This is a genomic window from Vibrio nigripulchritudo, assembly GCF_027924785.1.
In the GTDB taxonomy this organism is placed as follows: Bacteria; Pseudomonadota; Gammaproteobacteria; order Enterobacterales; family Vibrionaceae; genus Vibrio; species Vibrio nigripulchritudo.
In genome coordinates this window covers 2,323,527-2,349,311 of sequence record NZ_AP027049.1, presented here as the reverse complement: position 1 = coordinate 2,349,311, position 25,785 = coordinate 2,323,527, and the positions used below count along the sequence as shown (strand labels likewise).

Sequence of the window (25,785 nt, the reverse complement as noted above, 5' to 3'; positions counted from 1 at the left end):
TGCAACTTTACCGAATGACTGTCCATACCACTAATTCCTGGCATTGATATAAACCACCTGGTGTTCTAGGTTATTAAATCAATTTTATATAAATGTTAGGAGTTGGTGATGGGAAAACCTGCTGCCACCGTTACATCAATGCATGTCTGCCCTAAGGTTACAGCTAAAGTTCCTCATGTAGGGGGACCCGTGGTCAGCGGTTCTGGGAATGTTCTGATTGGCGGTTTACCTGCTGCAAGAAAAGGCGATACCTTAGTGTGTATCGGTCCTCCAGATACCATCAAACAAGGCTCTGGCTCTGTTTTTATCAACGGTAAACCTGCTGCAAGAATGGGAGATGGCACCGACCATGGTGGCAAAATCGTCGCAGGAAATCCAACGGTACTGATTGGCTGATCCTAAGCGAAAAGGATGTAAATCAGTGACAATCGATTACGAAAGAGAGGTGACCCACCTCTCTTTTTTTATGCGTGACGTTTCGCAAAGCTGTTCTTTGTCTGGTGATATATCTATTATCACGCTACCGAATCACCAAGGCACTGTGCCTGTAACAAAGAAAAGGAGGATTTAGTTATGTTAGTGTGTCGCCCATTCAGCGCACGTCACTTTGCTATAGTGAACCACTCAAGACATTGCGATATCGTGCTGCGATAATCCTGGCTTGAGCGAAAGACAAAATACATTTCTATTTGGAGTGCTCTTCTCTCGAGCTTCTGGATTGTTGTCAGCGTAGTTTGACAAAGGCTTCGTGCCTGCAATTCTTGAGAAACTCATGAGTACTTTATTATCAGCACAATCTCTTACTATTGAACAACCTTCGAACACTCTGTTTGAAGCTATTTCTTTCACCCTTCAACAAGGCAACAAAATCGGGCTCATTGGGCATAATGGGTGCGGCAAAAGCTCTTTACTGAGTGCACTGAGTGGCAAAAATGACACTCATACCGGAACCATTACCCAAGCAAGACGATGTGTGGTGGCAAGCGTGGAGCAAACACTGCCACAAGATGTTCAACACGCAAGCCTGTTAGATGCATTGGCAGAAAAGCTCACCAACGCCGATGAAGTATGGCGCGTTGAAGCCATGCTGGCGGAGTTTGGGTTTGTACCAAGCCAATGGCAACAAGCCGCCTCTTCCCTAAGTGGAGGGCAACACATGAAGTTGTTGCTTGCTCGGGCGTTAATTCAGGAGCCAGACTTACTGCTGTTGGATGAGCCAAGTAACCACTTGGATCTGCCGACATTACTCTGGCTTGAACAGTTCCTAAAGCAGTGGCGAGGCAGTTTTGTGTTGGTTTCGCACGACCAGACGTTACTGGACAACGTAACCAACACAACTTGGATCATGCGAGACAAAACACTGCATTGTTTTGATTTGCCTTGCAGCAAAGCCAGAGCAGCATTAGCAGAGAAAGACATCGCCGATGAGGCTCGCCATAAAGCCGAGCAGAAGGAAATTGATCGCATTGAAAAAAGTGCCAAGCGGCTGGCGATATGGGGAAAAGTTTACGATAACGAAGACTTAGCCCGTAAAGCCAAAACCATGGAAAAGCGAAAGGAGCGGTTAGTCGAGCAGCAAACTGAGCTGACTCAAGGTTCGCCCTGGACACTTTCCTTATCAGGAGAAAGTATGCCAGCCAATCGCCTGTTGGAGTTGGAAAATACTCAGGTGAGGGCTCAGCCTGAACTTGCTGCGTTGTTTGACGTAATGCACCAGCAGGTAAAAAGTGGTGACAAGGTCGCGATTCTAGGGCGTAACGGTAGCGGGAAGTCATCGCTAATGCGGATGTTATGGCAGTGCCATCTTCTTAATAGTGACGAACACTTGCTTTCGTCAGAAGGCATTACGATCCATAACCGGGCACGTGTCGGGTATTACGACCAGAGCCTTGAACAACTGGACGGGAATGCCAGCTTACTGGATGCACTTTACCCCTATGGCAACCTGCCAGAAGAAACGCGTAAACGCTCGCTGATTAGTGCAGGTTTTCCATTTCAGCGGCATCACCAAAAAGTTGGTGAGTTGAGCGGCGGTGAGCGTTCGCGCTTGCTGTTCATCGGTCTGACATTGGCAAACTACCACTTACTGATGTTGGATGAGCCTACCAACCACCTCGATTTAGAAGGCAAGGAAGAGCTCTTTGATACTCTGCAAAAATTTGAAGGTGGGGCACTGGTTGTCAGCCACGATCGTCAGTTGATCGAAACGGCGTGCAATCGCTTTTGGCTGGTTGATGACGGCAAACTTGAGTCGTTTCTGGACGTGAATCTGGCTTATCAGAAACTGGCTGAATCAGAACTGGTTTCAGATAGGCGTGAAACTGTTGTTGAAGCGTCGGTCGAGTCTAAAGGGGGTAATGAGACGGACGAAGAGCAACTACTGGAAAAGCTCTTTGAACTGGAGACGCTGCTTGAAGACGATCTGGCTCGAAAGCCTAAGCATCAAAAACCAAAGCTTCAGTCACAATGGCGAGAAGAAATTGCTTTAATTAATAGTAAGTTAAGCCTATAAGATATAAAAATGAACGCTCCTCAAATGGGGAGCTTCTTTTTATCCTGAGTTCTGTTTTTAGGTAATTTCTATGACTGTCATTATCAGAAAAGCGTTTGCAGATGAATGTCAGGCTCTGCATAACTTGGTCACCAAAGACGAGGAATGGACAAAATACAACGGTCCTTACTTTGGTTACACCCGTCCAACGGAAGACGTGTTTCGAACAACGACATTCCAGCGACTTCTTAAAGGTGAAGACATTCAAGTCATTGAATGGAATGGCAAACCAGTGGGTACAGTTAGCTGCTATTGGGAAGACGAAAACACCCGCTGGTTAGAATCTGGTGTGGTGATCTACGACTCCAAAGCATGGGGGCACGGCATAGCACATCAGGCACTGACTCAGTGGGTTTCACACATATTTACCACACGAGAGCTAGAAAGAGTGGGGCTGACAACTTGGTCGGGTAATCCAGCGATGATGCGATGCGCCGAAAAACTTGGTTTTAAGCTCGAAGGACAACTGCGCAAAGTGCGCTTTTATAACGGGAAATATTACGACTCCTTAAGATACGGAATACTAAAAGAAGAGTGGAAACAGCTAAGGGAAAAGGGTACTCAATGAAATACATGGCGATTCTGCTGATTAGGTTTTATCAACGCTTTATCTCACCATATAAAGGTTTTCGATGCGCACATGCCTGTTTACACCAAGGGGACTCCTGTTCTGAAGCAGTAAAAAAGATCATTCAGGAACACGGCGTACTTTCATCAAGAACAAGAATTTCACAGCGTTTTTCCGCATGCAGAGTCGCAAACGATACTTTGAAGCGAGAGAGGAAAAAGAAAAAAGACAAAAAAGAAAACGATCAATTTTGTGACAATGCAAGTTGCTGTGTAGACGCATTGTCATTGAAAAAAGACTGCTCTGACTGTTCCTGCGATTGTTGGTAAATACACTCAGGAGAATGCTGCTTTGAGCACCAAGCAGCAAACTCCCTATACATGTCATATTCATGCATTTTTGAACTCTGAGCACATAGAACAGCGTATTCTTATTCGAAGAATTGATTTTCCTCTAGATACCCTTGTGCACCAATGGCTCTGAGTACCAAATCACTGAATATATTGCCTATTTCCTCCTCCGACTGGCGTCCGCCGGGCTTAAGCCACAGGAAGCTGTAGAAAAACATCCCTAACAGACCTTTAACGGCGGTCTTGTCGATTTTCCGGAATTGCCCCTGAGCCGCTCCTGCTGCAAAAGCATCTTCCCAAATCTGTTGGTATTCGGCGTGCAGGTTTGCGACCGATTGGTATCGCTCTCCGGTTAAAGAGTGAATTTCCCTGAAACAGACCGTCATTTCCGCTAGGTGCATGCTAATAACGTGCATCAAGTGACGACTCAGGCTTTTAACGCGCTCTGCCGGATCAATCTGATTCGCAGTGATCTCTCTCCCCGCCTCAACCAGTTCAACGATATAGCGTGAGGAAATGTCATACAGCAGGTTTTCCTTGGTATCAATGTGGTGATAAAGCGCACCGCGCCCAAGCCCGGTCGCTTCACCAAGCTCTGCCACACCCACGCCATTGAACCCTTTTTCCGCAAATAGTGTTGCAGCAATTTGTCGGATTCTTGCTGCCTGTTTTGTATCTTTCAGAATCTCATTCCTTTTATTGGACTGTTCGGTACATTTCTTTGTTTTTTTGATGCCTATATCGAAACTTCATTTGTAATCAAAGGTGCTATAAAAACTAATCAATATGCTGTCAAAAAGCAATGTTCACGTGCTCATTTTGAAAAATAAATGTTGACAATTTGTTAATTTAGAACCTTAAATGTGTACAGACCGAACGGTACAGAAATATGAAATTATGCGGTGTTGAGCTACGCAGTAGCACTTTATCGAAAACACAATCGGTTTAACAGATTTTGACTACAAGATCGCATGGAGCAAGAGCTGAGGAAAGAGCTAGGGACAGTCAATCATGAACAAAGAAATACTTTGGAAGCCATCTGCGGAACGAATTCGCCAGTCGAGGCTGAGTCAGTTTGCTGAGAGGAACGGTTTCGACCCGAATGATTACGATGCGCTGCACCGCTGGTCGGTGAGTGACCTTGGTGGCTTCTGGTCGTCGGTCTGGGATTTCTGTGACGTTGTGGGCGATAAAGGAGAAACTTTCTATGTTCCCAGCACCACAGCAAGAATGACGGGGGCTCGTTTCTTCCCAGATGCACTGCTGAATTTAGCGGAGAACATGCTCAAAGGGTCTGACGACGAAGTGGTGGTATTTACCGCTAATGAATCTGGTCAACAAGCGCAGTTTACGCGAAAAGATCTCAGGATGAGAGTGGCGAAAGTCGCCGATGGTTTGCGTCAGTCTGGAGTTCAGCAGGGCGATAGGGTGGCAGGGGTTCAACCAAACAACGTGGATGCCTTGGTTGCATTATTGAGTACTGTGAGCATTGGGGCAGTATGGACTTCCTGTTCACCAGATTTTGGTCAGTCTGCAATTATTGACCGAATCGGTCAGGTAGAACCCAAAGTATTATTCGTTGAACCGCATTATCAGTATGGCGGCAAATCGTTTGATATTTCTGAGCGCATTAATCAGGTCGTAGACGGTATTCCGAGTATTCAAACCATTGTGCAAAGTGGTGAAGGTGAATTAGTCAGTGATCGTGCGATTCGTCAAAACGATTATGGTCATCAAGAGCCGTTGGCATACAACCGTACTTCTTTTGACCACCCCATCTATGTGCTTTATACCTCTGGAACAACCGGTGCGCCAAAGGCCATTGTTCATCGGGTTGGTGGGGTATTGTTGCAGCATTTGAAAGAGCATGTTTTGCATGGCGATGTTCAACGTAATGATCGGGTAATGTGGTACAGCAACACCGCCTGGATGATGTATCACTGGAACCTGTCGGCGCTCGCTGCTGGAGCCGCTATTGTTCTATATGACGGCGCACCCATTCTGAAAACTCCCGACGGTTTAGATTCCACACCACTTTGGAATTTAGCCTCTGATCTTGGTTTGACACACTTAGGCGTAAGCCCTAAGTATCTCGCGACTTTAGCGGCAGAAGCGTTTCTTCCAAATCAGCACTACGCACTTTCAAGCCTGAAATCACTTATGGTTTGTGGTGCGCCGACACTGCCTCACCAGTTTGACTGGGTGTATCAGGCCATAAAAGAAGACATGATGTTTGCCTCCATTTCTGGTGGGACGGAGATTTTAGGTTGCTTCTTAATTGGGTCACCGGTTCATCCCGTTTACCGGGGGCAACTCATGGTCAAAGCACTGGGCCATTCCATAGCGGCTTTAGATGATCGGGATATTCCGGTTATTGGAGAGCGTGGCGAGTTGGTCTGCACTGAACCTTTTCCCTCAATGCCACTTACGTTCTGGGGAGAAGATGGTGATAAGCGATACCACGATACGTACTTTGGCGATCGAAACGAGGTGTGGACTCATGGTGATGTGGTTGAATTCACCTATTCAGGTGGCGGATACGTCCATGGTCGGTCAGACAATACGCTCAAACCCGGTGGTGTCCGAATTGGCATTTCTGAAATTTACGCTGTCTGCGAACAATATAAAGAAGTGGACGATTACCTTGCCTTCGGTCATCAGCATGATGGCGACGAAGACGTCGTACTCTGCTTAAAGCCTGCGCCCGGGGAAGGCATATCAAAAACACTGGTGGCTGAAATACGCAATCAGATCAGACAGAGCGCTTCTCCACGACATGTGCCCGCGAGAGTACACATCGTTTCTGATGTTCCTTATACCGTGAATGGAAAACGTGTGGAAGGTGCTGCAAGAACGGTAGTGGCGGGTGGCGTGGTTAAAAATATCGGGTCGATCGCCAATCAGGCATGCCTTGAAGAGTACAGACAACTGACTCGGGAGAATGCCTGGTGAATAACGCGATTGGGATAACAGGTGTTGCTTCTCTGAAACCTCAAAGGCAGACCGAGGGTGTCACAACGCTGGAATTGCTGATGCGGGTTTCAAGTTACGCCGCAAAAGACGCAGGCTTGTCTCCTTCTGATATCGATGGGTTACTGGTTTGCCCGCAAGTAGGCGAAACCCCCCAGCATGTGCCAGCGACTATCGCCGAGTACATGGGGCTTCAGCCGACAATGGCGAACGTTGTCGACCTTGGTGGTGCATCCGGAGCGGGAATGATCTGGCGTGCCGTGGCTGCGATTCAGGCCGGGATGTGCGAAACCGTATTGTGTGTGATTGGTAATCATCGCAATCCAGAACCCAGCCGTTCGCCCAACCGGAATCCGATTAGGGAATTCGATGTGCCTTTCGGCGCTTCCGGTGCCAATATCTCATACGCGCTGCTTATGCAGGCACACATGCATAAATATGGGTGCAGTGCTAAAGACTACGCTCAAATAGCAGCAGGTTCGCGGCAAAACGCACAACTTAATCCCAATGCCATTTTTTACGGAAAGCCAGCAAGTGTTGATGATGTACTGGCGTCGCCAATTATCGCGTCACCTCTCCACTTATTTGAAATAGTGATGCCCGTGGCAGGGGCTGAGGCGGTTATTGTGACTTCCAGCCGCCATTTTCAAAAGACGAATCATTCTCCGGTTTATCTTCTGGGGGCTGGGGAAAAAGTCACCCATCGTGCTGTCAGTCAGGCACCAAATCTCACGTCAGGTCCTCTTAAACCTGCCATTCAACGTGCATTAAAACAGTCGGGATTGTCCGTTAAAAATATCGATTTTCTCTCGCTTTATGACTGTTACACCATCATGGTCGCCACCACGATAGAGGACGCAGGATTGTGCGCTCCCGGCGAGTTTGGGCAGTGGCTGTCGAATAACGGCGGAATGGGTGTTGAAGCCAAACAGCCGATTAACACACATGGCGGTCAGCTGGGTTACGGGCAGCCGGATCTGGCTGGTGGCATGACGCATGTGGTGGAAGCGGTTCACCAAATTCGGGGTACGGCAGAGGCCCGTCAAATGCCGTCTTGTCGTACTTCATTAGTTACAGGAAATGGCGCCACCATGAGCGAGGCTGTGGCTTTGGTTTTAGGAGCGGAGCAATGAATAAGGATCATTTAGAGCATTTGCAAACTTTAGAACGCTCGCAAATTTTAGAGCATCTGCAAGTTCCGGGACCAACGATAACCGCGCTGACACAACCTTTCTGGCGGGCTGTATCTGAAGACGAACTGGAAATACAGCAGTGCCAATCCTGTCATAAGCACATTTTTTATCCGCGTTCACAATGCCCGTTCTGCTGGGGAGAAGACTTGCAGTGGCAGCGGGTGACAGGAGGAGGAACATTAAAAAGTTACTCTCAGGTAAACAAACCGGGGCATCCCGGATGGATAGACATAACACCCTACTATGTTGGTTTGATTGAACTGGATGAAGGACCAACTTTGTTAAGTCATCTGTTTAAGACAAAAAAGGACATGCAAATCGGGGACAGCTTCAAGTTTGCACCTACGAACTTGGGTGGTCGGATTTTGCCCTGCTTCGAGCAGGTTTAACTAGGGTCATCAGACCCTAACAAAGGAACTGAGTTATGAGTACGCATGAATATGGTTGGAAAGGGGTTATCAAAGGCAAACCTGAAGTGGGGCAGACGGCTTCTAGGAAGCGAACCACCAGGCGGGAAGATATTGAAGCGTTTACGGGAATGACAGGGGACAGAAACCCGGTCCACTTTGATGAAGAACTTGCCAAAAAAACGCCTTTTGGAAAATTGATTGTGCAGGGTGGGGTAACAACAGGCATGTTAAATGCCGCTGTTGCGCAGGATTTGCCCGGTCCAGGAACCGTGTTTTTGCATACGGACCTTAAATTTCTGAAAGCAGTTGGCGTGAACGAAACAATAACTGCGACTGTAGTGGTTGAGTCTGTGAGAGATGACAAACCCATTTGCCAACTGAAAGCCACCATTTCGGACAGTGAAGGGGATGTGTGTGTCGAGGGCAGTGCAACCACGTTTACGGTGGCGCTAGAAGGATTGTAAATGAGCGTGATCCCCGAACATTGGAAAGCATTGAGTTTAGCGGCGGCAGCCGTGATTTTGTCGTTAACTACGTGGTTTTCGGCAACTGCCATTCTCCCAGAGCTGATTGTTGTATTTGAACTCACCACAGAGCAATCATCCTGGTTAACCAATGCTGTCCAGGTCGGGTTTGTCGCCGGCGCTCTGACATCGAGCCTGATGTCCATTTCGGATGTTTTGAAACTGACCAGATTGATGGCAACCGCGAGCCTGGTAGCCGCGTTATCCAACGCACTGCTTTTAACCGAACCAACGGGTGGTCTCGCCATGTTGCTTCGTTTTATCACGGGCGTCTCTCTGGCTTTCATTTATCCACCCGCGATGAAGTTTATTGCTACGTGGTTTGTTAAAGGGCGTGGATTGGCAATGGGCGCAATGGTGGGGGCATTAACCTTAGGGTCCGCTCTGCCATTTTTGTTTCGAGGAGACACCGCCAATATCGACTGGCGGCTGGTGATCATCGGCAGCTCGGCGTGCAGCTTTATTGCAGCCATCATTTTCGGATTTTTGCTCAGTGAAGGACCTCACTCTTTTGCTAAGACAAAGTTTAACCCGAGGCAACTTGGTCAGGTTGTTAAGAATCGACCTGTCATGCTCGCCAACTTTGGTTATTTCGGGCACATGTGGGAACTCTACGCCATGTGGGGTTGGCTTCTGGCTTACATCACTGCAGCGCAATCGAATGGTTTAGAAGTGAGCAATGCTGCATTTCTGACTTTTTCTGTGGTGGCACTGGGCGCTCCGGGGTGTGTTTTCTGTGGTTGGCTTGCCGACAAAATCGGTCGTTGTTACGCCACGTCGATAATGATGATTTGCTCTGGGAGCGCGGCACTTTTAGTGGGGTTTTATTTCGATGGTCCTGTTTGGGTATTTACCCTTGTTGCTATGGTCTGGGGCTTCACGGTTGTGGCCGACAGCGCTCAGTTTTCAGCAGCGGTAACGGAGCTGTCTGATTCGTCGCTGGTGGGGTCATCGCTGGCTTTGCAAATGGGCATTGGTTTTGCGATTACGATTTTTGCTATCTGGATAACGCCACAAGTTGCCCAGTGGCTAGGCAGTTGGCAGTGGACATTTCTAATCTTAGTACCCGGTCCCTTTGTGGGAACGTGGGCAATGTTGAAATTACGTCAGCATCCGGATTCAGTCAGGCTGGCCGCTGGTAAAGGATAATTGGGGTTCACAAGCCCTGTAAGGAAGGAATCATGATGGAAAATATAGGAAAATTTTATATCAATGGTCAGTGGGTCACACCCGATTCCAGCGACACTCATACGCTGATTAATCCGGCGACGGAAGCCGTAACCAGTCAGATCCCTATGGCCAATGAAACGGACGTTAACCGAGCCGTAGCCGCTGCAAAAGCAGCGTTTGATGACTTTTCAATGACCTCCAAAGAAGAGCGCTTAGCTTTGCTGAAGCAATTATTGTCTCTTTATAACGACGCATACGAAGAAATAGCGCATTTAATGGTACTCGAAATGGGCACTACCAAAGCGTTTTCAGAAGCGGCTCAGGCGTGGGTGGGCACAGCGCATCTAGAAGCTACTATTGCGGCACTAGAGAAAGAAGTGTTTGAGGAGGTTCGCGGAAACACATTAATTTCAAAAGAACCCATTGGTGTATGCGCTCTGATCACGCCTTGGAACTGGCCAATGAATCAACTGGTCGTGAAAGCCGCACCAGCTCTGGCAGCAGGATGCACCATGGTGGCGAAGCCATCTGAGTTTTCTCCGTTATCCTCCATCAAATTTGCTGAGCTGGTTCATCAGGCGGGATACCCCGCAGGTGTGTACAATCATATTACCGGCGCTGGGGACAGTGCTGGCGGAGCACTGTCTCGTCATCCTGATGTCGACATGGTTTCGGTCACGGGTTCAACCCGAGCAGGGATTGCGGTAGCAAAATCCGCCGCATCAACAGTCAAAAGGGTAGCGCAGGAGTTAGGCGGGAAATCAGCCAACTTGATCATGCGAGATGCGGATTTGGAAAAGGCAGTAAAAGATGGGGTAACGGCTTGCTATGTCAATTGCGGTCAGGCTTGTCGTTCACCAGCAAGAATGCTGATTCCAGAAGAAAAAATGGAAGACGCTAAACGCTTCGCCAAAGAAGCTGCCGATGCTCACAGTGTAGGCGACCCGATGAAAGATGTATCGCTAGGTCCGGTTGTTAATGAAATCCAGTTCGAGCGAATTCAGTCCTTAATCAAAGCTGGCATCGAAGAAGGAGCCACTTTAGTGACTGGTGGCTTAGGTCGACCAGATGGTCTTTCAAAAGGCTACTTTGTTAAACCTACTGTATTTGCCGATGTTGATAATTCAATGACCATTGCTCAGGAAGAGATTTTTGGACCCGTCATTGCGTTGATTGGTTATAAAACGGAAAGCGAAGCCATTGAGATTGCTAACGATACTGTTTACGGTCTTTCTGCATACATACAATGCCTAGACATGGAAAAAGCCCGACAAATTGCCCGGAAACTCAGAGTCGGGTCTATCTGGATTAATGGTGCAGACTGGGATGCGAATGCGCCGTTTGGCGGCTACAAGCAATCCGGAAATGGTCGCGAGCACGGTGAGTGGGGGCTGGAAGACTATCTTGAAGTTAAATCGACGGCGGGTTACGTCTAAGGTCTGTTTATGAAGGACAACGACATATACATTGCCGCAGCAAAGCGATCTCCCATTGGAAAGTTAAATGGCGTGTTCGCAAGCTTATCCGCTGCAGAAATCGGTTCGCAGGTCATAAAGGGAATGCTGGCAGAGCATGACTTTGACCACGAGCTGATCGATGAAGTCATCATTGGGCAGGTTCTGACCGGAGGTGCAGGTCAGAACCCCGCTCGGCAGTCTGCGGTTTGGGCGGGTTTGCCAAGCCGTATCCCCGCAATGACGGTCAACATGGTTTGTGGCGCAGGGCAGAAGTCGATTCATCTGGCGGCGCAGGCTATCAAAGCAGGCGACGTAGATTTGGTTCTGGCGGGTGGGCAAGATTCTATGACACAAGCCCCGCACGTGTTGCATGCCCGCGCACCCAAAAAGCTAGGCGATCAAGTAATGAAAGACAGCATGATCACCGATGGGCTTTGGGATAAGTTCTACAACATACACTTGGGGGAAACCGTCGAACCCATTGCCAGTCGTTATGACATATCCAGAGAAATGCAGGATGAGTTTGCTCTGAACTCGCAACTAAAAACCAAAAGAGCGATGGAATCTTGTCTTTTTGAACAAGAGATTATTCCCATTAAGGTGAAGGCAAACAAAAGTGACACTATTGTTTCCCATGATGAACAACCGCGCCCTCAGTCATCCCTCAAGAAGCTGTCAGAAATGCCCCCTGCATTTGTCGGGCAAGGGACTATTACCGCTGGAAATGCTTCAGGTATCAATGATGGCGCAGCTTCCGTGTTAGTCGGGCGAGGAAATGCACTGGCATCTGCTGGTCTCAAACCTATGGTTCGAATCGTCTCTTACGCATCCGCGGCATTGGACCCCATAGACATGGGATTGGGACCTGTACTGGCATCGAAACAAGCGTTAGCAAAAGCGGGGTGGACCATAGACCAGTTAGATGTGGTTGAACTGAATGAAGCCTTTGCTGCTCAATCCATAGCGGTAATACGAGACTTGTCTCTGAATCCAGAAAAAGTGAACCCCAATGGGGGTGCCATTGCGCTTGGTCACCCCTTAGCAGCATCGGGATGCCGCATTGTAGTGTCTCTGATTCATCAAATGATAAGAGCAAACGCAAAACGAGGCTTGGCATCCATGTGCATTGGCGGCGGACAAGGCGTAGCGATTTGTCTTGAGCTGGTGGATTGAGTGAGTATCCCAAACCAAAAAGCCGAGTAGATTCAACATTACTCGGCTTTTGCGTACTCAGATGAAAGAGAAAAACGTATTCTAGTAGGGAATATCTGTCCCTTTCGCTGCGCTGCTTTCAAAACACGCTTCTACTACTGCCATTGTCTGGAATGCATCGGCGACGGCGGTATTCAGAATTTCATCTTCACCAGCGACAAATCGCTGAATGTTGCTCATGGTGCCTATAAAGGCGTCTGGGAACCAGCTTCCTTGTAATGGAATAGATTGCCATTCCTTCCCATGTTCGCAAAACCAGAACTCATCCGGTTCACCATGGGGGTAATTCAACGCCACACCCATTTTTACGGTGATACAGCCTTCTGTACCCTCGAAGCGGAAGGTGGCATCCTGCGCTCTTCGACCATAGTTGTGGTTATGGTTAATCGACATCAGGCAACGAAGTGGATAGTCATAATCCAGAATTGCACTGGTTCGGGTCTGCTTGAAGTCCTCAGAACGCGGGTCTGCCATGGTTCGGCAATAAACGGATTTAGGGTTGCCAGCTACGGAACGAATCAGGTCAATATAGTGAATGGAGTGAACCAGAAGTTCTATTCGCTCCATTTGGAGTAAAAACGGGAACATTTCCCAGGGGGTAAGAATGTTCAGATGAACTTCAATGTCGGTCAGCTCACCTAACTTTCCACTTTGAATGGCATCTTGCATTGTCAGCATCATGGAAGAGTAGCGAAGCTGAAAGTTAACGGCGGCAACTAGGGATTTACGCTCGCATATCTCGCGAATCACTTTTGCCTGCTCTAAATCCAGCCCAAGAGGCTTCTGAATTAAAACAGGTACGCCGTCTGGCAATGCTTCTAATACGTTCGGAACCGCAACAGGAGGAAGTGGCAGGTCGTAGACCACATCAGTAAAGGCTGTCGCACTGTCTAAATCAGGATAAACCGTCTCTATTCCCCAGTCTTCGGCGACTTTTTTGGCTCGGTCGGTATCAATATCAAATATCCCCTGAACCTGAAACCCAGCTTTTCGGTACGCTGGCATGTGGGCATCGTGTACGATCCCACCCGCGCCAATAATGACGATGGGTTTGGGGTTGGAGGGTAAAGGCCAAGATTGTTGCAGTTCCATTTTCAATTCCTCTTCCTGAGATATAAATTTATACAGACCTTAGCTATTGCGCATTTCTACCAAGAGAATGTGTTCACAAAAAAGCACCACTTTCTCATCTTGATTCAGCACTTCGACGGTTTCTGTGACCTGACCAAAACCTGCACGCTTTGGATCTTCAATTTTTTTAGAAATCCGGATTCGGCTTCGAATGGTATCGCCAATATAAACGGGTGCCGGGAAACGCAATCTCTCGTAACCGTAAGTAAAGGCAACGGGGTTGATCTCGGTTGCAGTTAAGCCAATACCGATGGCAAAGGTCATGGTGCCGTGGGCGATACGCTTCTTCCATGGCTTGGTTTTGCAAAACTCTTCGTCTAAATGATGGGGGAAAAAATCACCCGTGTGACCAGCATGAACCACAAAGTCGGTTTCGGTAATGGTTCTGCCGAACGTCTCTCGTGTTTCTTCCATGATGTAGTCTTCAAAATATCTCACTCTTTCCATATGTGATTTCCTATATAAATTTCATATTCACAATGTAGATTTATATTTGAAATTTATTGTTGATCATTTTTTAATCAACTGCTAGTGTTGATTTTGAAATTTAGTTTTGGATATGAAATTCGACTGAGGTTGTCATGGATAGAAAACCAACGGTAGGCGTGGCATCACGCCCCGTAAAAGGGATGCCGGAAGAACACTCTGATATCCCCGTTTGGAACGCAGAAGACTGGTATTACGAAGATTTTGAAGTCGGTCATACCATTCGCTCGTTAAGACGAACAATTTCAGAAGGGGAAGCCATGTTATTTAATAGCCTGGTAATGGACCTTCACCCCTACGTAGCAGACGACACGTTTGCCAAAGAAGAAGGGCATTTCGGTAAGCGATTAGTCGCCGGTGCTCAAGTTTTCTCTTACGGGTTAGGGTTGGTTGCAACTAACTGCCTGAACTCTTTCTCTTACGGTTATGACAAGCTTCGTTTCATCAAACCCACCTTTATTGGCGACACCATCTACACCGTTCGCAAAAATCTGGCTAAAGAACCTAAGTATGACGAAATGGGTCTGATCCGAGTCAGCTACAGCGTTTACAAAGGAGATGGCGAGTTAGTGCTTTATTGCGAGCATTTGATGACGGTGCTTTACAAAGACAAAGCCAGCGTAAAAGGAGAAAGCGAGTGAGTAAGGTGACATTGCATGGCATGACCTGGGATCACAACCGAGGCTATGACCCAATGGTGGCAACAGCGAATAAATTTGCACAATTGCACCCAAACGTAGAAATCATCTGGCACAAACGCTCGCTTCAGGCTTTTGCAGACCGACCACTGGAAGAGATGACATCAGAATTTGACCTTATGGTGATCGACCATCCCCATGCGGGAGCGGCGGCGGAAAGCGGTTTGCTGCTTCCACTGGATGGTAACGGCTACGACAAAGAACTGGAGCAGCTTGCCAAGCAGTCTGTTGGTCAGTCTCACCCTTCTTATTTCGACAAACACCAATGGGCGCTGGCGATTGATGCTGCAACGCCAGTCGCAGCGTATCGTCCCGACTTGCTTCCTAATCCACCCAAGGAATGGGAAGAAGTCGTTGCGCTGGCAGAAGCGGGTAAGGTGGTTTGCCCACTCAAACCTATTGATGCGTTGATGTGCTTTTACAACGTATTGGCTAACCGGAACACCCCTTTTGGTAAATCAGCGGACGGTATTGATACCGAAACGGGTGTCGATGCGCTAAATCAACTGCTCAGAATGAGTAAGCACGTTGATGAACGGTGCTTTGCAATGAACCCGATTGGCGCTTATGAGTGGTTGGCGAGTCGCGACGATGCGGTCTATATCCCTTATCTCTATGGTTACAGCAACTATGGAAGAGAAGGGTTCCGCCAGCACGTAGTTCGCTCCTGTGACGCGCCCGCATTTGGGAATCACGCCATTGGTGGCACCACCCTAGGTGGTACAGGTATCGCTATTTCTTCCACCACTCAGCACAAAGACATCGCGCTTAAATACGCTTTCTGGATTGCTTCTGCTGAGATGCAGAAAGACTTCTATTTTAATTCGGGTGGTCAACCGGGCAACTTGGAAGCCTGGCAGGATGAGCATTGTAATGCCGCTTCTAATCAATTCTTCAAAGACACATTAGCAACACTGGAAAACGCGTATCTAAGACCGAGACACAACGGTTATCTCAAGTTTCAGGAGGAGGCAGGCGACTGGGTGAACGCTTGCTTGCAAGGAAAATTGTCACCAGAGCAAACGGTAGAAAACATCCAGCAGGCGTTTGCAAGGAGTAAGCGATGACACGCCCTTTAGAAGGCAAAATTATTGTAGATTTCAGCCAGTTTCTGGCAGGACCATTGGCGGGGTTAAAGCTCGCAGATTTAGGGGCGCGAGTGATTAAAATCGAGCGCCCCGGCACTGGTGACCTTTGTCGTCATCTCTATTTAACCGACACCGATGTAGGTGGTGTGAATTCCTTATTTCAGGCCATCAATCGCAATAAAGAAAGCTTCTGTGCGGATCTGAAGAACCCTGACGACGTCGCTGTAGTAAAGGAACTGCTTAAAAAAGCCGACATCGTCTTGCAAAACTTCAGACCGGGTGTCATTGAAAGGCTTGGGTTGGATTATGAAACAATTCGTCAATTTAATCCTACAGTTATATATGGGTCTGTATCTGGTTATGGCACTACCGGACCATGGGTAAACCGACCGGGGCAGGATTTGCTAGCACAATCTTTGTCTGGTGTTACCTGGCTGAGTGGCAACAAAGATATGCCACCGACGCCAATGGGCTTAGCGATTGCCGACATGCTTGCAGGCAATGCACTGGTGCAGGGGGTGTTAGCGGCACTGGTGAGAAGTAACGAAACGGGCGAAGGTGGGAAGGTCGAAACCAGTTTGCTGGAAGTGCTGGTGGATTTCCAGTTTGAAGTACTGACCACTTATTTGAATGACGGTAAGCGCGATCCGGATCGCGCAAAAGTGAACAACGCTCATGCGTATTTATCGGCTCCCTATGGCATCTACGAAACCAAAGACAGCTATATAGCGATTGCCATGGGACCAGTCGACAGGCTAGGCAAACTGATGGAAGACGAACTCATTGCCAGCTTTACGGACAGCAGTTTGTGGTTTAGCAAGAGAGACGAAATCAAGGCGCTGATCCAGCTCAAGCTGTTAGAACAAAACACAGAACACTGGATGTCGATTTTCGCCAAGCACGACGTGTGGGCATCCGAAGTATTGAACTGGGACGAGCTATTGGAAAGCGATGCGTTTAAGCATCTGGATATGCTGCAAAAGCTCGACCATGAAGAAGTAGAAGAATTGATGACGACCCGCTTACCGATTCGGTTTGATGGTCACGTTATGAACAGTAGCGTTGCTGCACCTTCTTTAGGCCAGCATACGGAATCAATCATTAAGGAGTTTTTACTTAAGTGAACACTTGAATAAACCCTTAAACACACAGCCGAACATTCTCGCCTCTGGGAAATCGGCGTCATGGAGGACGTGATGAAGCGTTTTTTAGGATCGAACAAACTGAAAATGGCAATTGGATTTGCCTGCTTAACTACCTCGATGTCTGCAGCGTATGCAGCAGATGACAATGTACTGCGCGTCAAGCTTATTGGTGGCGCACAGTATGAACCTTTGTATACCCTGATCCCGAAATGGGAACGGAAAACAGGGATGAAGGTAGAGGTATTGTCCCGTAAGAACCACTTCGAGTTAGACCGCGAAATCAAACAGGATATCGCAGCCAACAACATCAACTATTGTGTGGCGTCTAACCACACCAGTTTTGCCCCTCAATACGGCTCTATCTATACCGATCTTCGAAAACTGATCGGTTCAAACGTATTGGATGAGTTTGTACCGTTAACTCTTGAGCACGGCACCATTGATGGTCGTTTGGTTCAGCTTCCGCGTCATAGTGACATCTCCAACCTTTATTACAAAAAATCTCTGTTTGAGAATCAGGAAAATCAGGCGAAGTTCAAAGCTAAATACGGCTACGACTTAGCGCCACCAGCGACTTGGGATCAGGTAAAAGACCAGGCGATTTTCTTCGCCGATCCACCTAACTTCTACGGTACTCAGTACGTGGGTAAAGATGAGGCGATCACAGGTCGTTTCTACGAAATGCTGGTAGCAGAGGGTGGTGCTCTGTTCGATAAAGACTGGAACCCGACATTCAACTCCGAAGCCGGTCAACGTGCATTGAAATGGTTCGTAGACTTGTACGAAGCCAAAGCAGTACCAGCGGGTGTGCCAAACTACCTATGGGATGACACGGGTCTGGGCTTTGCGTCGGGTACGGTTGCGTTAAACCTTGACTGGGCGGGCTGGGCTGCGTTCTTCAACGATCCGAAAAACTCCAAAATCGCGGGTGATATCGGCTTAGTGAAAGCACCTGTCGGCTCAAGCGGCAAGCGCACGGGCTGGTCGGGTTCTCATACCTTCTCTGTTACTGAAGCGTGCGAAAACAAACAAGCGGCAGCTTCGTTTATTACCTTCCTTACCAGCTATGAAGGTCAGATTCTGGAAGCGCGTCGCGGATTATTACCGACTCGTACTCGTGTATGGCAAGACATCATCGAAGCTAACCGTGCTTTGAAGAACGACTTTATGGTGAAAGTGTTTAAGACCTATCAGGAGTCGATGGCAGACGACGCGTTCACACCGCCTCTTATCCCAGAGTGGATTGAAGTATCAAACCAAATCTGGCCACAACTACAGGCGGCCATTGTCGGTGAGAAAACCATCAAACAAGCTCTTGACGATGCAGCTGAAGATGCGCGTGAAGTGATGGAGGATGCGGGTTACTTGTAATCGAGACGGGTGGGGCAACCCACCCTTAACTTTTTAGAGGTTTAACGAATACAGGGATAAGTATGATTCGTGCACTTCGGCGTTTTGTTCACAGAGAAGAATCGGTTCCGTACATGCTGCTTTTGCCAGCAATCATCACCATTCTGGTGGTGGTGTTACTGCCGTTGATTTTCTCGCTGTACACAAGTTTTACGCCATACAAAATTATTCGCCCGGAAACACTTTGGAAGTTTATCGGGGTCAGGAACTACACCCGAATCTTTTCTGATGCTGACTTTTGGTGGGTGTTTGCCAGAACGGTCTTTTTCCTGACCATTGTGCTTAATGTAGAGCTGGTTCTGGGGTTGGTGATTGCCCTACTGGTGAATCAGATAACTAAAGGAAAACGTCTGTTACGAACGGTAATGATGTTCCCAATGATGTTTTCTCCCATCTTGGTGGGCTTCCAGTTCAAATACGTGTTCAACGACAACATAGGAATTCTCAATAACTTACTGCAAACCCTTGGGCTGACCGATCAGGCTATCCCCTGGTTGGTGGACGGAACGCTCGCCATGATGTCCATTATGGTGGCAGAGATCTGGATGAGTACCAGCGTGTTTGCCATTTTGCTACTGGCAGGTCTTTACGCTATGCCGCAGGACCCAATCGAGGCAGCAAAAGTGGATGGCTGCACGCCGCTACAGGTGTTCAGGCACATTACCTTGCCATTTCTGATGCCGTTTGTGTTCATTGCCATGACTATCCGTTCTCTGGATGTCGCAAGAGCATTCGACATCGTAGACGTGATGACGGGAGGCGGTCCCGCAGGGCGAACTGAATTGCTCTGGACGCTGATCGCCCGGGTAGGGTACGACAACGCTAAAATGGGGCAGGCTAATGCCATGGCATATGTGTCTATCTTGCTGTCGATTTTCTTTACCTTTTACTTCTTCCGTAAGTTGGTTGCGGCACGCCGCTACATGGGAGGTACGCAATGATCGCTGCTTCAATGAAAGTCAGAATGCAAAATATCGCGATACGGGTAGGCGTGTTCGTCCTTATCTCTTTGATGTGCATTCCGGGTGTTTGGGTGATCTTTTCTGCCTTTCGACCCAATTCAGAAATTCTTGCCAAACCACCAGTATGGATGCCGGAGGAAATCGGGCTCTCTAACTTTATGTCGATATTTGGCATGGGTGCAGAGCAAATCGCGATACCCGTGGGCAGCTATTTTATGAACTCACTGATTATCTCGGTAACCAGTACCGCGATTGCGATTTTAATCGGAATCGCAGGTGGGTACGCGTTTGCGAGATATCGATTCAAAGGGAAAGACGCGCTGTTTCTTGGCTTGATGCTGTCACGCACCATTCCGGGAATTGCCCTTAGCCTTCCCGTGTTCATCTTATGGAGTAAGCTCGGTTGGATAGACACTCAGTTTGGGGTGATCTTGGTTTACGTTGCGCTTAACGTTCCGTTCACCATCTGGTTGATAGATGGATTCTTCCGCCAGATCCCCAAGGATTTATCTGAAGCGGCACAAGTCGATGGATGTACCCGCTGGCAGGCATTCTGGAAAATTGAATTTCCTCTTGCTCGCTCCGGGCTGGCGTCTGCCGGAATATTCGCATTCCTGACTTCCTGGAACGAATACGCACTGGCAAGCCAGTTAACCCGCTCGACAGACAGTAAAACGCTTCCTGTAGGGCTAATGGATTTTACCGCTCAATTTACTATTGACTGGGCTGGCATGTGTGCCATGGCGGTAATCATCATTATTCCGGCGTTAATACTGACGTTTTTAGTACAGAAGCACCTGATTTCAGGGCTGACATTTGGTGGTGTAAAAGGATAGACATCTATGGCTGATGTAAAGCTAAGCAAAGTTGTAAAACGTTACGGCAAAATCGAAGTGGTGCACGGTGTCGACCTGGACATCGCACACAACGAATTTGTGGTGTTAGTCGGTCCTTCTGGCTGCGGAAAGTCCACCACATTGCGAATCATTGCGGGGTTGGAGGGTATTACCAGCGGTGAAGTGACCATTGGTGATCGAATGGTGAATGACTTGCCGCCAAGGGACAGAAACATCTCCATGGTGTTCCAGAGCTATGCTCTCTATCCGCATATGACGGTAGAGGAAAACCTGGGCTTTGGGTTGAAGATTTCAGGTATCGACGATGCCGAAATCAAAACACGCGTCGACAACGCGGCTCAGATTCTAGGGTTGGATAGCCTGATGGACCGAATGCCTGCCGAACTATCTGGTGGTCAGCGTCAGCGTGTGGCAATGGGGCGCGCCATTGTGAGAACGCCGGATGTTTTCCTGTTCGACGAGCCTCTCTCAAATCTGGATGCCAAATTACGGGTACAGATGCGTACGGAAATTAAGAAACTGCATCAAACCGTGCAGACTACCGTGGTTTACGTAACACACGATCAGGTTGAAGCCATGACCTTGGCTGATCGTGTGGTGGTGATGCGAGATGGCTATATCGAGCAGGTGGGTTCGCCAATGGAGATCTTCCATTCGCCCGTCAACATGTTCGTTGCCTCATTCATTGGCAGCCCGCCAATGAACATGATCGACGCTATCGCCTACGAACAAGACGGTGGCTGGATTCTGCATCTTGAAGGTGCTCACGAGATTGAATTGCCAGATCGCTTCCGTGGCAAAGTCCGACATGAACAGAAAGTAGTAGTGGGCATTCGCCCTGACGATCTGTATCCCGTTGGACACGGCATGGAAAACGGCGTGCAAAGTTCTTCTTTCCACGAAAGCGTCATCATTTCCGAGCCGCAGGGTACGGAAACCATCCTGTTTATTCAGATAGGTCAGAAAGAAGTGCAGTCCAAAATGCTGAGCCCCAGAGATGTGCGAAATGGCGAAAGGCTGGAGTTCGCTATCGGGCTGGATCGCATTCATTTATTTGATAAGGAAACCGAGCAGTCGCTGCTTTAAAGGAATCATCATGACTCAATCAACAATCGAGCTGGATGCCATTACGCAGCTCCTGCAGAAATGCTACACCGGCGTGGTGAACGATGTAATGCGCGATCTCGGGTTAAGTAACTACGTGTTACCTCGCGAAATCAGACCGCTCCTCATGGACAAAACTCTGGCTGGCCCCATCTTCACCATTGAAGGGGAAGTGGATGAAACTCTGGACGGGCATCAAAGCCTGCTGGAGTGGACAGGGCTGCTGTCAAAAGCCAAACCCGGGCATATCTGGGTTTGTCAGCCTAACGACAACAAAGTCGCGCATATGGGCGAGTTGTCTGCCGAAACGCTGCAACACAAAGGCGTGCTGGGGTGCGTCGTGGATGGCGGAGCGAGAGACACGGGCTTTATTCGCAGAATCGGTTTTCAGCTCTGGCATCGGTTCTACACGCCAGAAGACATTGTCGGGTACTGGAAGCCTAAAGGGTTCGACGTACCTATCCAGATCGGAGGCGTCTCTATTCATGCTGGCGACTACCTTCTGGCGGACGACGATGGAGCCATCATCATCCCGAGAGACAAAGCACAACACGTCGCGCAGGCGGCTTACGATGCTTCCAAGGTCGAGAACAAGGTCAGAACCGCGATTCTCGACGGCATGGATGCGCAAGAAGCGTATTTGCAGTACGGAAAGTTCTGATGGCGTCTGTGATTCTGTTAAAAGCGGAGGACAACGTACTCATTGCCTGCCGAGAACTCGCTCCTTATGAGCAAGTGTCGGTTGGCGATGAGAGTGTTGTGGTTCAACAGCCCACACCGGTTGGATTTAAGCTGGCTCGCTTTGCGTTAAAAAAAGGCACTCTGATCATCAAGTACGGCGTGCCTATTGGCGAATGTATGTCAGATGTAGAGGCAGGCGAAATGGTTCACACTCACAATCTACACAGTCGGTATATTCCGTCCCATCAGCGAGGAGGGCATACACATGGCTGAATCTAAACCACGTGTTCAACTTCAGGGTTACCTTCGAAGCGATGGTCGAAAAGGGATCCGCAATCAGGTGATGGTGGCTTATTTAGTGGAATGCAGCCATTTCGTAGTCAGCAAAATTGTTCGTCATTTCGAAACGTCTGCACCGGGGTTGGTCCATGAAGTGGGTTTTCCAGGGTGCTATCCGAATGAGCATGCAGAACGGGTTTTATCTGGGCTGGCTACCCACCCGAATGTGGGGGCGGTGCTGTTTGTTTCTCTCGGCTGCGAAAGCATGAACCGCGAAAAGCTGGACACCATGGTGAAAAACAGTGGTCGCCCTTCCAGAACCATAGGTATTCAGGAAGTCGGAGGCACGCAAAATGCCATTGATCTTGGTATTAAATGGGTGTCGGGTGCGTTAGAAACGCTGAGTGAGCAAACCAAAGTGCCGATGGACATCAGCGAGCTGTCTGTGGCGACAATTTGTGGTGGCTCTGATGGCACATCAGGTATTTCTGCTAACCCGGCAGTGGGTTTAAGTTTCGACCAGTTAGTGGATATGGGCGCGACTTGCATCTTCGAAGAAACGGGAGAGCTGATTGGTTGTGAATCGCATATGAGCCAGCGAGGGGCAACACCGGAAATATCAGAAGCTTTGGTCGAATCGGTCAACAAGGCAGCCGAATATTACAGCGTGCTCGGGTTCGCCAGTTTTGCTCCGGGTAATGCTGACGGAGGGCTAACCACCATCGAAGAAAAATCACTCGGCGCGTATTCAAAGAGTGGTTCTCGCCCAATTGAAGGCATCATCAAACCTGCCGAACTTCCTAATAAAAACGGCTTATGGCTTATGGATGTAGTGCCAGACGGGGAAGTGAGGTTTGGTTTTCCGAATATCGCGGACAATGCAGAAATTATGGAGCTTATCGCTTGTGGGGCGCATGTTGTCCTGTTCACAACAGGGCGCGGTTCGGTGGTTGGAAGTGCGATTTCTCCGGTGATTAAGGTGTGTGCCAATCCAGAAACCTACGCGCGGATGTCAGGAGATATGGACATCAACGCTGGCAAAGTACTGCAAGGTTCCTCTCTTGATTCGGTATCCGATGAGATTACGGATCTGGTGATTGCGGTGGCACGCGGCAACAAAACCAAGTCCGAAGCACTGGGTCATGCTGAATGCCTGATCACCTATAAGTAGCGGTTTTTTCAATATGATCATCAAAAACGTAGAAATACGCTGCTGTCAGACATCAACCGATATGGGCGCAAGCAGCCTAAAATCACACTCTGTCAATGCATCTGAAACACAAAGCGTTATCGACTTTCTGGTTGTTACTCTTACTACCGAGTGCGGTCTCAGTGCCTCTATGTTCGGCTTTGCAGGTAAGTCGGCAGTGGGTTCTGGTTATTTAGCGGCGTCCTGTATGCCATCCTTGTTGATTGGTAAACATACGTTAGACAGAGAAAAGATCTGGCAGGAGTTTCGAGTTGCTAATCGCTGGTGGCATCACCTGCCTATGTACAGTTTCGGACCATTCGACTGTTGCTTGTGGCTCCTTGGTGCCATGCATGCAGGACAACCTTTGTGGCGATACATCGGTGGGTTGAGAAATAAGGTTCCTGTCTATACATCCTCTTTGGTTTTGCCCGATGCCGAAGCTTATCAGGCAGAAGCGCTTGCGGTGAAAAACGCGGGTTTCTGCGGTTATAAGATTCATCCTCCCGGTAAACAGGTTGAAGAAGATATCGAGATTCATCGCGCAGTCAGGCAAGCGGTCGGGGAAGAGTTTGCTTTGATGTCTGATCCGGTTGCGCCATACCGACTGAGCGAGACCATTCAATTTGCACAAGCCATTGAAGAACTTAACTATCTCTGGCTGGAAGAACCATTGCCAGATGAATCATTCAGCGCACTGAAGAAATTGAAATTCAAAGTATCGATACCCATTGTGGGAGCGGAGGTATTACCGCATCACCCTTATTCTGTGGCAGAAGCGATAAGTAGTGAAGTCTTCGATGCTGTTAGAGCAGATGTGTCCTGGTCGGGCGGTATCACTGGTGTATTGAAAACAGCGCATCTGGCAGACGCATTCCATATGAATTGCGAGTTGCACACCACTATTTTTCATCCGTTAGAAATGGTGAATTTGCATGTGGCAGCTGCCATCAATAACACCACTTATGCCGAATTGCTTTTCCCGACGCATACCTTTTCATTTGGTTTAAAGCAGCCTCTTCCGATTCAGAATGGCTATGCGAGACTTCCTGAATCGGCAGGGCTTGGTGTTGATTTGGACTGGGATTTCATCGATAACTCGACGGTTCTGGTGCTGTAGATAACAGACTCTAGGCATCTTCTACAAAGATTTCTACCCGTTCTTTGCCTTTTCCTAGGTTCTTTCGTTTTAACCTGAGCGTGCCCACTTCGTCGGTGGTTTTCAGGTGAGTACCTCCACAGGGAACCTGAGAAAATCCTTCGACTTTCCAATAGCGCCTCTCTGCGTTTTCATCCGAAAAAGCGGAAATAATAGGAAGCCCCTGATTGATCAGAGCCTGCCCCTTTTCCTGAACCAGAGGAATGGTTTCGCGTATTCCATCTGGATAGTGAAAATCGATTCTCGCTTTGTGGGCAGCAATGAGCGCGCCCGTCTTTTCAATCCCGGCTAACTGCTTATAAAAAAGCTCCAGCACGACTTCCGCAGCAAAATGCAGCCTCATCAACTGATATCGACGAGACCAGTCGATTTTCACTTCTACGGGATCGCCAACCTGCAGGTTATGGCTGTCTTCTAAAGTGTAAGTAATCTGCTTACCATTTTTAGTGGCTTTTTTTACTTGATAGTCGCCAATGGAGCCTTCATCACTTTCCTGTCCACCTGCTTCGGCATAGAAAATCGTTGATTCCAGCTCAATATCTGAGCCGGAAACCGAATGCACCGTGGTGGAGTGGGTAGTGAGATATGGATCATCCCAAAAGACTTTTCTGGTCATGATGTTACTGAGTCCTGACCAAAGCAATTAGAGCTTCCATCGAACGCTTGAGATCGTCCAGTTCTTCCCCTGAAGGCACCGCTTTTTTAGTGCATTCGTTAAGGGAGATAACGTGGTCCATGACCAGCTTTTGACTGGGGTAGCGTTTATCCAGAGCGGAAACAACGGTTGACTTGAAAGCATCGACTTGTTGCTGCATGGCATCGGCTTTGCCTTTGTCACCACCATTAAATGCCAGTAAACCGGGAGTAACGATCTCTGTTTGGATAAAGGCGTCGTATTCTTCTAAGCCAAGTTTGGCTGTTTGAACCTGTTCTTTAGAATATTGGGTCGGGGGTGTTGCCAGTTTTTTCTCTAGAAAATCCAGCAGTGCCTGACATTGCTGCATATCGTTGATGTTGGGTTTAGCGGTTACCTGAAAAGCCATTGCACACGCCAGCAAAGCGAAAAGTGTTCTCATGTTCATTCCTTCGAGCATCGTTATTCTAAGTTTTATACCCATGAAGTTACTTTGATAACTTGGATATAAAACGAGCATATGACATGAAATCGAACTGATCAGTATGAAATGTGAG

General features: G+C 48.3%; 27 protein-coding genes. 22 read left to right on the top strand and 5 right to left on the bottom strand.

The window, feature by feature from the left end; genetic code table 11:
* The first annotated feature begins 108 nt into the window (after positions 1-108).
* From QMG91_RS10790 to yidD, 4 genes are all read left to right on the top strand, one after another.
* On the top strand, positions 109-396 hold the full coding sequence (locus tag QMG91_RS10790; RefSeq protein WP_004401251.1) for a PAAR domain-containing protein: 288 nt from the start codon (positions 109-111) through the stop codon (positions 394-396).
* Between the two features lie 376 nt (positions 397-772).
* Positions 773-2,512 (top strand): ABC-F family ATP-binding cassette domain-containing protein, encoded by a 1,740-nt coding sequence (locus tag QMG91_RS10785; protein ID WP_281826400.1) that lies wholly within the window; start codon positions 773-775, stop codon positions 2,510-2,512.
* A gap of 70 nt (positions 2,513-2,582) precedes the next feature.
* On the top strand, positions 2,583-3,119 hold the full coding sequence (locus QMG91_RS10780) for a GNAT family N-acetyltransferase (protein ID WP_281826398.1): 537 nt from the start codon (positions 2,583-2,585) through the stop codon (positions 3,117-3,119).
* The gene (gene yidD, locus QMG91_RS28980; RefSeq protein WP_409351238.1) at positions 3,116-3,448 is read left to right on the top strand and encodes a membrane protein insertion efficiency factor YidD; all 333 of its coding nucleotides are present in this window, start codon (positions 3,116-3,118) and stop codon (positions 3,446-3,448) included. The genes QMG91_RS10780 and yidD overlap by 4 nt, the downstream gene beginning before the upstream one ends.
* 101 nt (positions 3,449-3,549) lie before the next feature.
* On the opposite strand, the gene QMG91_RS10775 is transcribed toward yidD, so the two are convergent.
* Positions 3,550-4,152 (bottom strand): TetR/AcrR family transcriptional regulator, encoded by a 603-nt coding sequence (locus tag QMG91_RS10775; RefSeq protein ID WP_409351262.1) that lies wholly within the window; start codon positions 4,150-4,152, stop codon positions 3,550-3,552.
* Positions 4,153-4,480: 328 nt separating this feature from the next.
* Here QMG91_RS10775 and QMG91_RS10770 point away from each other — a divergent pair, with 328 nt between their 5' ends.
* The 7 genes from QMG91_RS10770 to QMG91_RS10740 are packed head-to-tail and all read left to right on the top strand — an operon-like array spanning position 4,481 to position 12,366.
* Positions 4,481-6,421 (top strand): acetoacetate--CoA ligase, encoded by a 1,941-nt coding sequence (locus QMG91_RS10770; RefSeq protein WP_281826394.1) that lies wholly within the window; start codon positions 4,481-4,483, stop codon positions 6,419-6,421.
* The gene (locus tag QMG91_RS10765; protein ID WP_281826392.1) at positions 6,418-7,572 is read left to right on the top strand and encodes a thiolase family protein; all 1,155 of its coding nucleotides are present in this window, start codon (positions 6,418-6,420) and stop codon (positions 7,570-7,572) included. Before QMG91_RS10770 ends, QMG91_RS10765 begins: the two co-directional genes overlap by 4 nt.
* A complete protein-coding gene (locus QMG91_RS10760; RefSeq protein WP_281826390.1) occupies positions 7,569-8,021 on the top strand; it encodes a Zn-ribbon domain-containing OB-fold protein in 453 nt (150 codons plus the stop codon). The genes QMG91_RS10765 and QMG91_RS10760 overlap by 4 nt, the downstream gene beginning before the upstream one ends.
* Before the next feature lie 35 nt (positions 8,022-8,056).
* Positions 8,057-8,506: a MaoC family dehydratase gene (locus QMG91_RS10755; protein ID WP_281826388.1), complete on the top strand. Its 450-nt coding sequence runs from the start codon at positions 8,057-8,059 to the stop codon at positions 8,504-8,506.
* Entirely contained in the window at positions 8,507-9,715 is a 1,209-nt protein-coding gene (locus tag QMG91_RS10750; RefSeq protein ID WP_281826386.1) for an MFS transporter, read from the top strand.
* A gap of 32 nt (positions 9,716-9,747) precedes the next feature.
* Positions 9,748-11,172 carry an aldehyde dehydrogenase family protein gene (locus QMG91_RS10745; RefSeq protein WP_206536127.1) on the top strand — a complete coding sequence of 475 codons (1,425 nt, stop codon included), beginning with the start codon at positions 9,748-9,750 and terminating at the stop codon, positions 11,170-11,172.
* Between the two features lie 9 nt (positions 11,173-11,181).
* Positions 11,182-12,366, top strand: coding sequence for an acetyl-CoA C-acetyltransferase (locus QMG91_RS10740; RefSeq protein WP_281826382.1), 1,185 nt, complete (start codon positions 11,182-11,184; stop codon positions 12,364-12,366).
* Between the two features lie 81 nt (positions 12,367-12,447).
* Here the strand turns inward: QMG91_RS10740 and QMG91_RS10735 are convergent, their stop codons facing one another.
* Complete coding sequence (locus tag QMG91_RS10735) at positions 12,448-13,497, bottom strand: Gfo/Idh/MocA family protein (protein WP_281826380.1); 1,050 nt, start codon at positions 13,495-13,497, stop codon at positions 12,448-12,450.
* Positions 13,498-13,536: 39 nt separating this feature from the next.
* Positions 13,537-13,983: a MaoC family dehydratase gene (locus tag QMG91_RS10730; protein ID WP_004398868.1), complete on the bottom strand. Its 447-nt coding sequence runs from the start codon at positions 13,981-13,983 to the stop codon at positions 13,537-13,539.
* Between the two features lie 134 nt (positions 13,984-14,117).
* Here QMG91_RS10730 and QMG91_RS10725 point away from each other — a divergent pair, with 134 nt between their 5' ends.
* From QMG91_RS10725 to QMG91_RS10675, 11 genes are all read left to right on the top strand, one after another.
* Entirely contained in the window at positions 14,118-14,663 is a 546-nt protein-coding gene (locus QMG91_RS10725; protein WP_004398871.1) for a MaoC family dehydratase, read from the top strand.
* Positions 14,660-15,787 carry an extracellular solute-binding protein gene (locus tag QMG91_RS10720; protein ID WP_281826377.1) on the top strand — a complete coding sequence of 376 codons (1,128 nt, stop codon included), beginning with the start codon at positions 14,660-14,662 and terminating at the stop codon, positions 15,785-15,787. The genes QMG91_RS10725 and QMG91_RS10720 overlap by 4 nt, the downstream gene beginning before the upstream one ends.
* On the top strand, positions 15,784-16,932 hold the full coding sequence (locus tag QMG91_RS10715; RefSeq protein ID WP_022550343.1) for a CaiB/BaiF CoA transferase family protein: 1,149 nt from the start codon (positions 15,784-15,786) through the stop codon (positions 16,930-16,932). Before QMG91_RS10720 ends, QMG91_RS10715 begins: the two co-directional genes overlap by 4 nt.
* A gap of 72 nt (positions 16,933-17,004) precedes the next feature.
* On the top strand, positions 17,005-18,324 hold the full coding sequence (locus QMG91_RS10710; RefSeq protein WP_281826373.1) for an ABC transporter substrate-binding protein: 1,320 nt from the start codon (positions 17,005-17,007) through the stop codon (positions 18,322-18,324).
* A 62-nt stretch (positions 18,325-18,386) separates the two neighbouring features.
* Positions 18,387-19,304 carry a carbohydrate ABC transporter permease gene (locus QMG91_RS10705; protein ID WP_281826371.1) on the top strand — a complete coding sequence of 306 codons (918 nt, stop codon included), beginning with the start codon at positions 18,387-18,389 and terminating at the stop codon, positions 19,302-19,304.
* Complete coding sequence (locus tag QMG91_RS10700; protein ID WP_004400368.1) at positions 19,301-20,161, top strand: carbohydrate ABC transporter permease; 861 nt, start codon at positions 19,301-19,303, stop codon at positions 20,159-20,161. Before QMG91_RS10705 ends, QMG91_RS10700 begins: the two co-directional genes overlap by 4 nt.
* Positions 20,162-20,167: 6 nt before the next feature.
* On the top strand, positions 20,168-21,268 hold the full coding sequence (locus QMG91_RS10695; protein WP_281826367.1) for an ABC transporter ATP-binding protein: 1,101 nt from the start codon (positions 20,168-20,170) through the stop codon (positions 21,266-21,268).
* 10 nt (positions 21,269-21,278) lie between these two features.
* Positions 21,279-21,947: an RraA family protein gene (locus tag QMG91_RS10690; protein ID WP_281826366.1), complete on the top strand. Its 669-nt coding sequence runs from the start codon at positions 21,279-21,281 to the stop codon at positions 21,945-21,947.
* Positions 21,947-22,240 carry a UxaA family hydrolase gene (locus QMG91_RS10685; RefSeq protein WP_004400371.1) on the top strand — a complete coding sequence of 98 codons (294 nt, stop codon included), beginning with the start codon at positions 21,947-21,949 and terminating at the stop codon, positions 22,238-22,240. The genes QMG91_RS10690 and QMG91_RS10685 overlap by 1 nt, the downstream gene beginning before the upstream one ends.
* A complete protein-coding gene (locus QMG91_RS10680; RefSeq protein ID WP_281826362.1) occupies positions 22,233-23,417 on the top strand; it encodes a UxaA family hydrolase in 1,185 nt (394 codons plus the stop codon). The genes QMG91_RS10685 and QMG91_RS10680 overlap by 8 nt, the downstream gene beginning before the upstream one ends.
* A 13-nt stretch (positions 23,418-23,430) precedes the next feature.
* The gene (locus QMG91_RS10675; RefSeq protein WP_281826360.1) at positions 23,431-24,555 is read left to right on the top strand and encodes an enolase C-terminal domain-like protein; all 1,125 of its coding nucleotides are present in this window, start codon (positions 23,431-23,433) and stop codon (positions 24,553-24,555) included.
* A 10-nt stretch (positions 24,556-24,565) separates the two neighbouring features.
* Here the strand turns inward: QMG91_RS10675 and QMG91_RS10670 are convergent, their stop codons facing one another.
* Together QMG91_RS10670 and QMG91_RS10665 are read right to left on the bottom strand one after the other, a co-directional pair.
* A complete protein-coding gene (locus tag QMG91_RS10670; RefSeq protein ID WP_281826358.1) occupies positions 24,566-25,210 on the bottom strand; it encodes an alanyl-tRNA editing protein in 645 nt (214 codons plus the stop codon).
* Positions 25,211-25,214: 4 nt separating this feature from the next.
* Entirely contained in the window at positions 25,215-25,670 is a 456-nt protein-coding gene (locus QMG91_RS10665) for a hypothetical protein (protein ID WP_022598199.1), read from the bottom strand.
* Positions 25,671-25,785 lie beyond the last annotated feature (115 nt).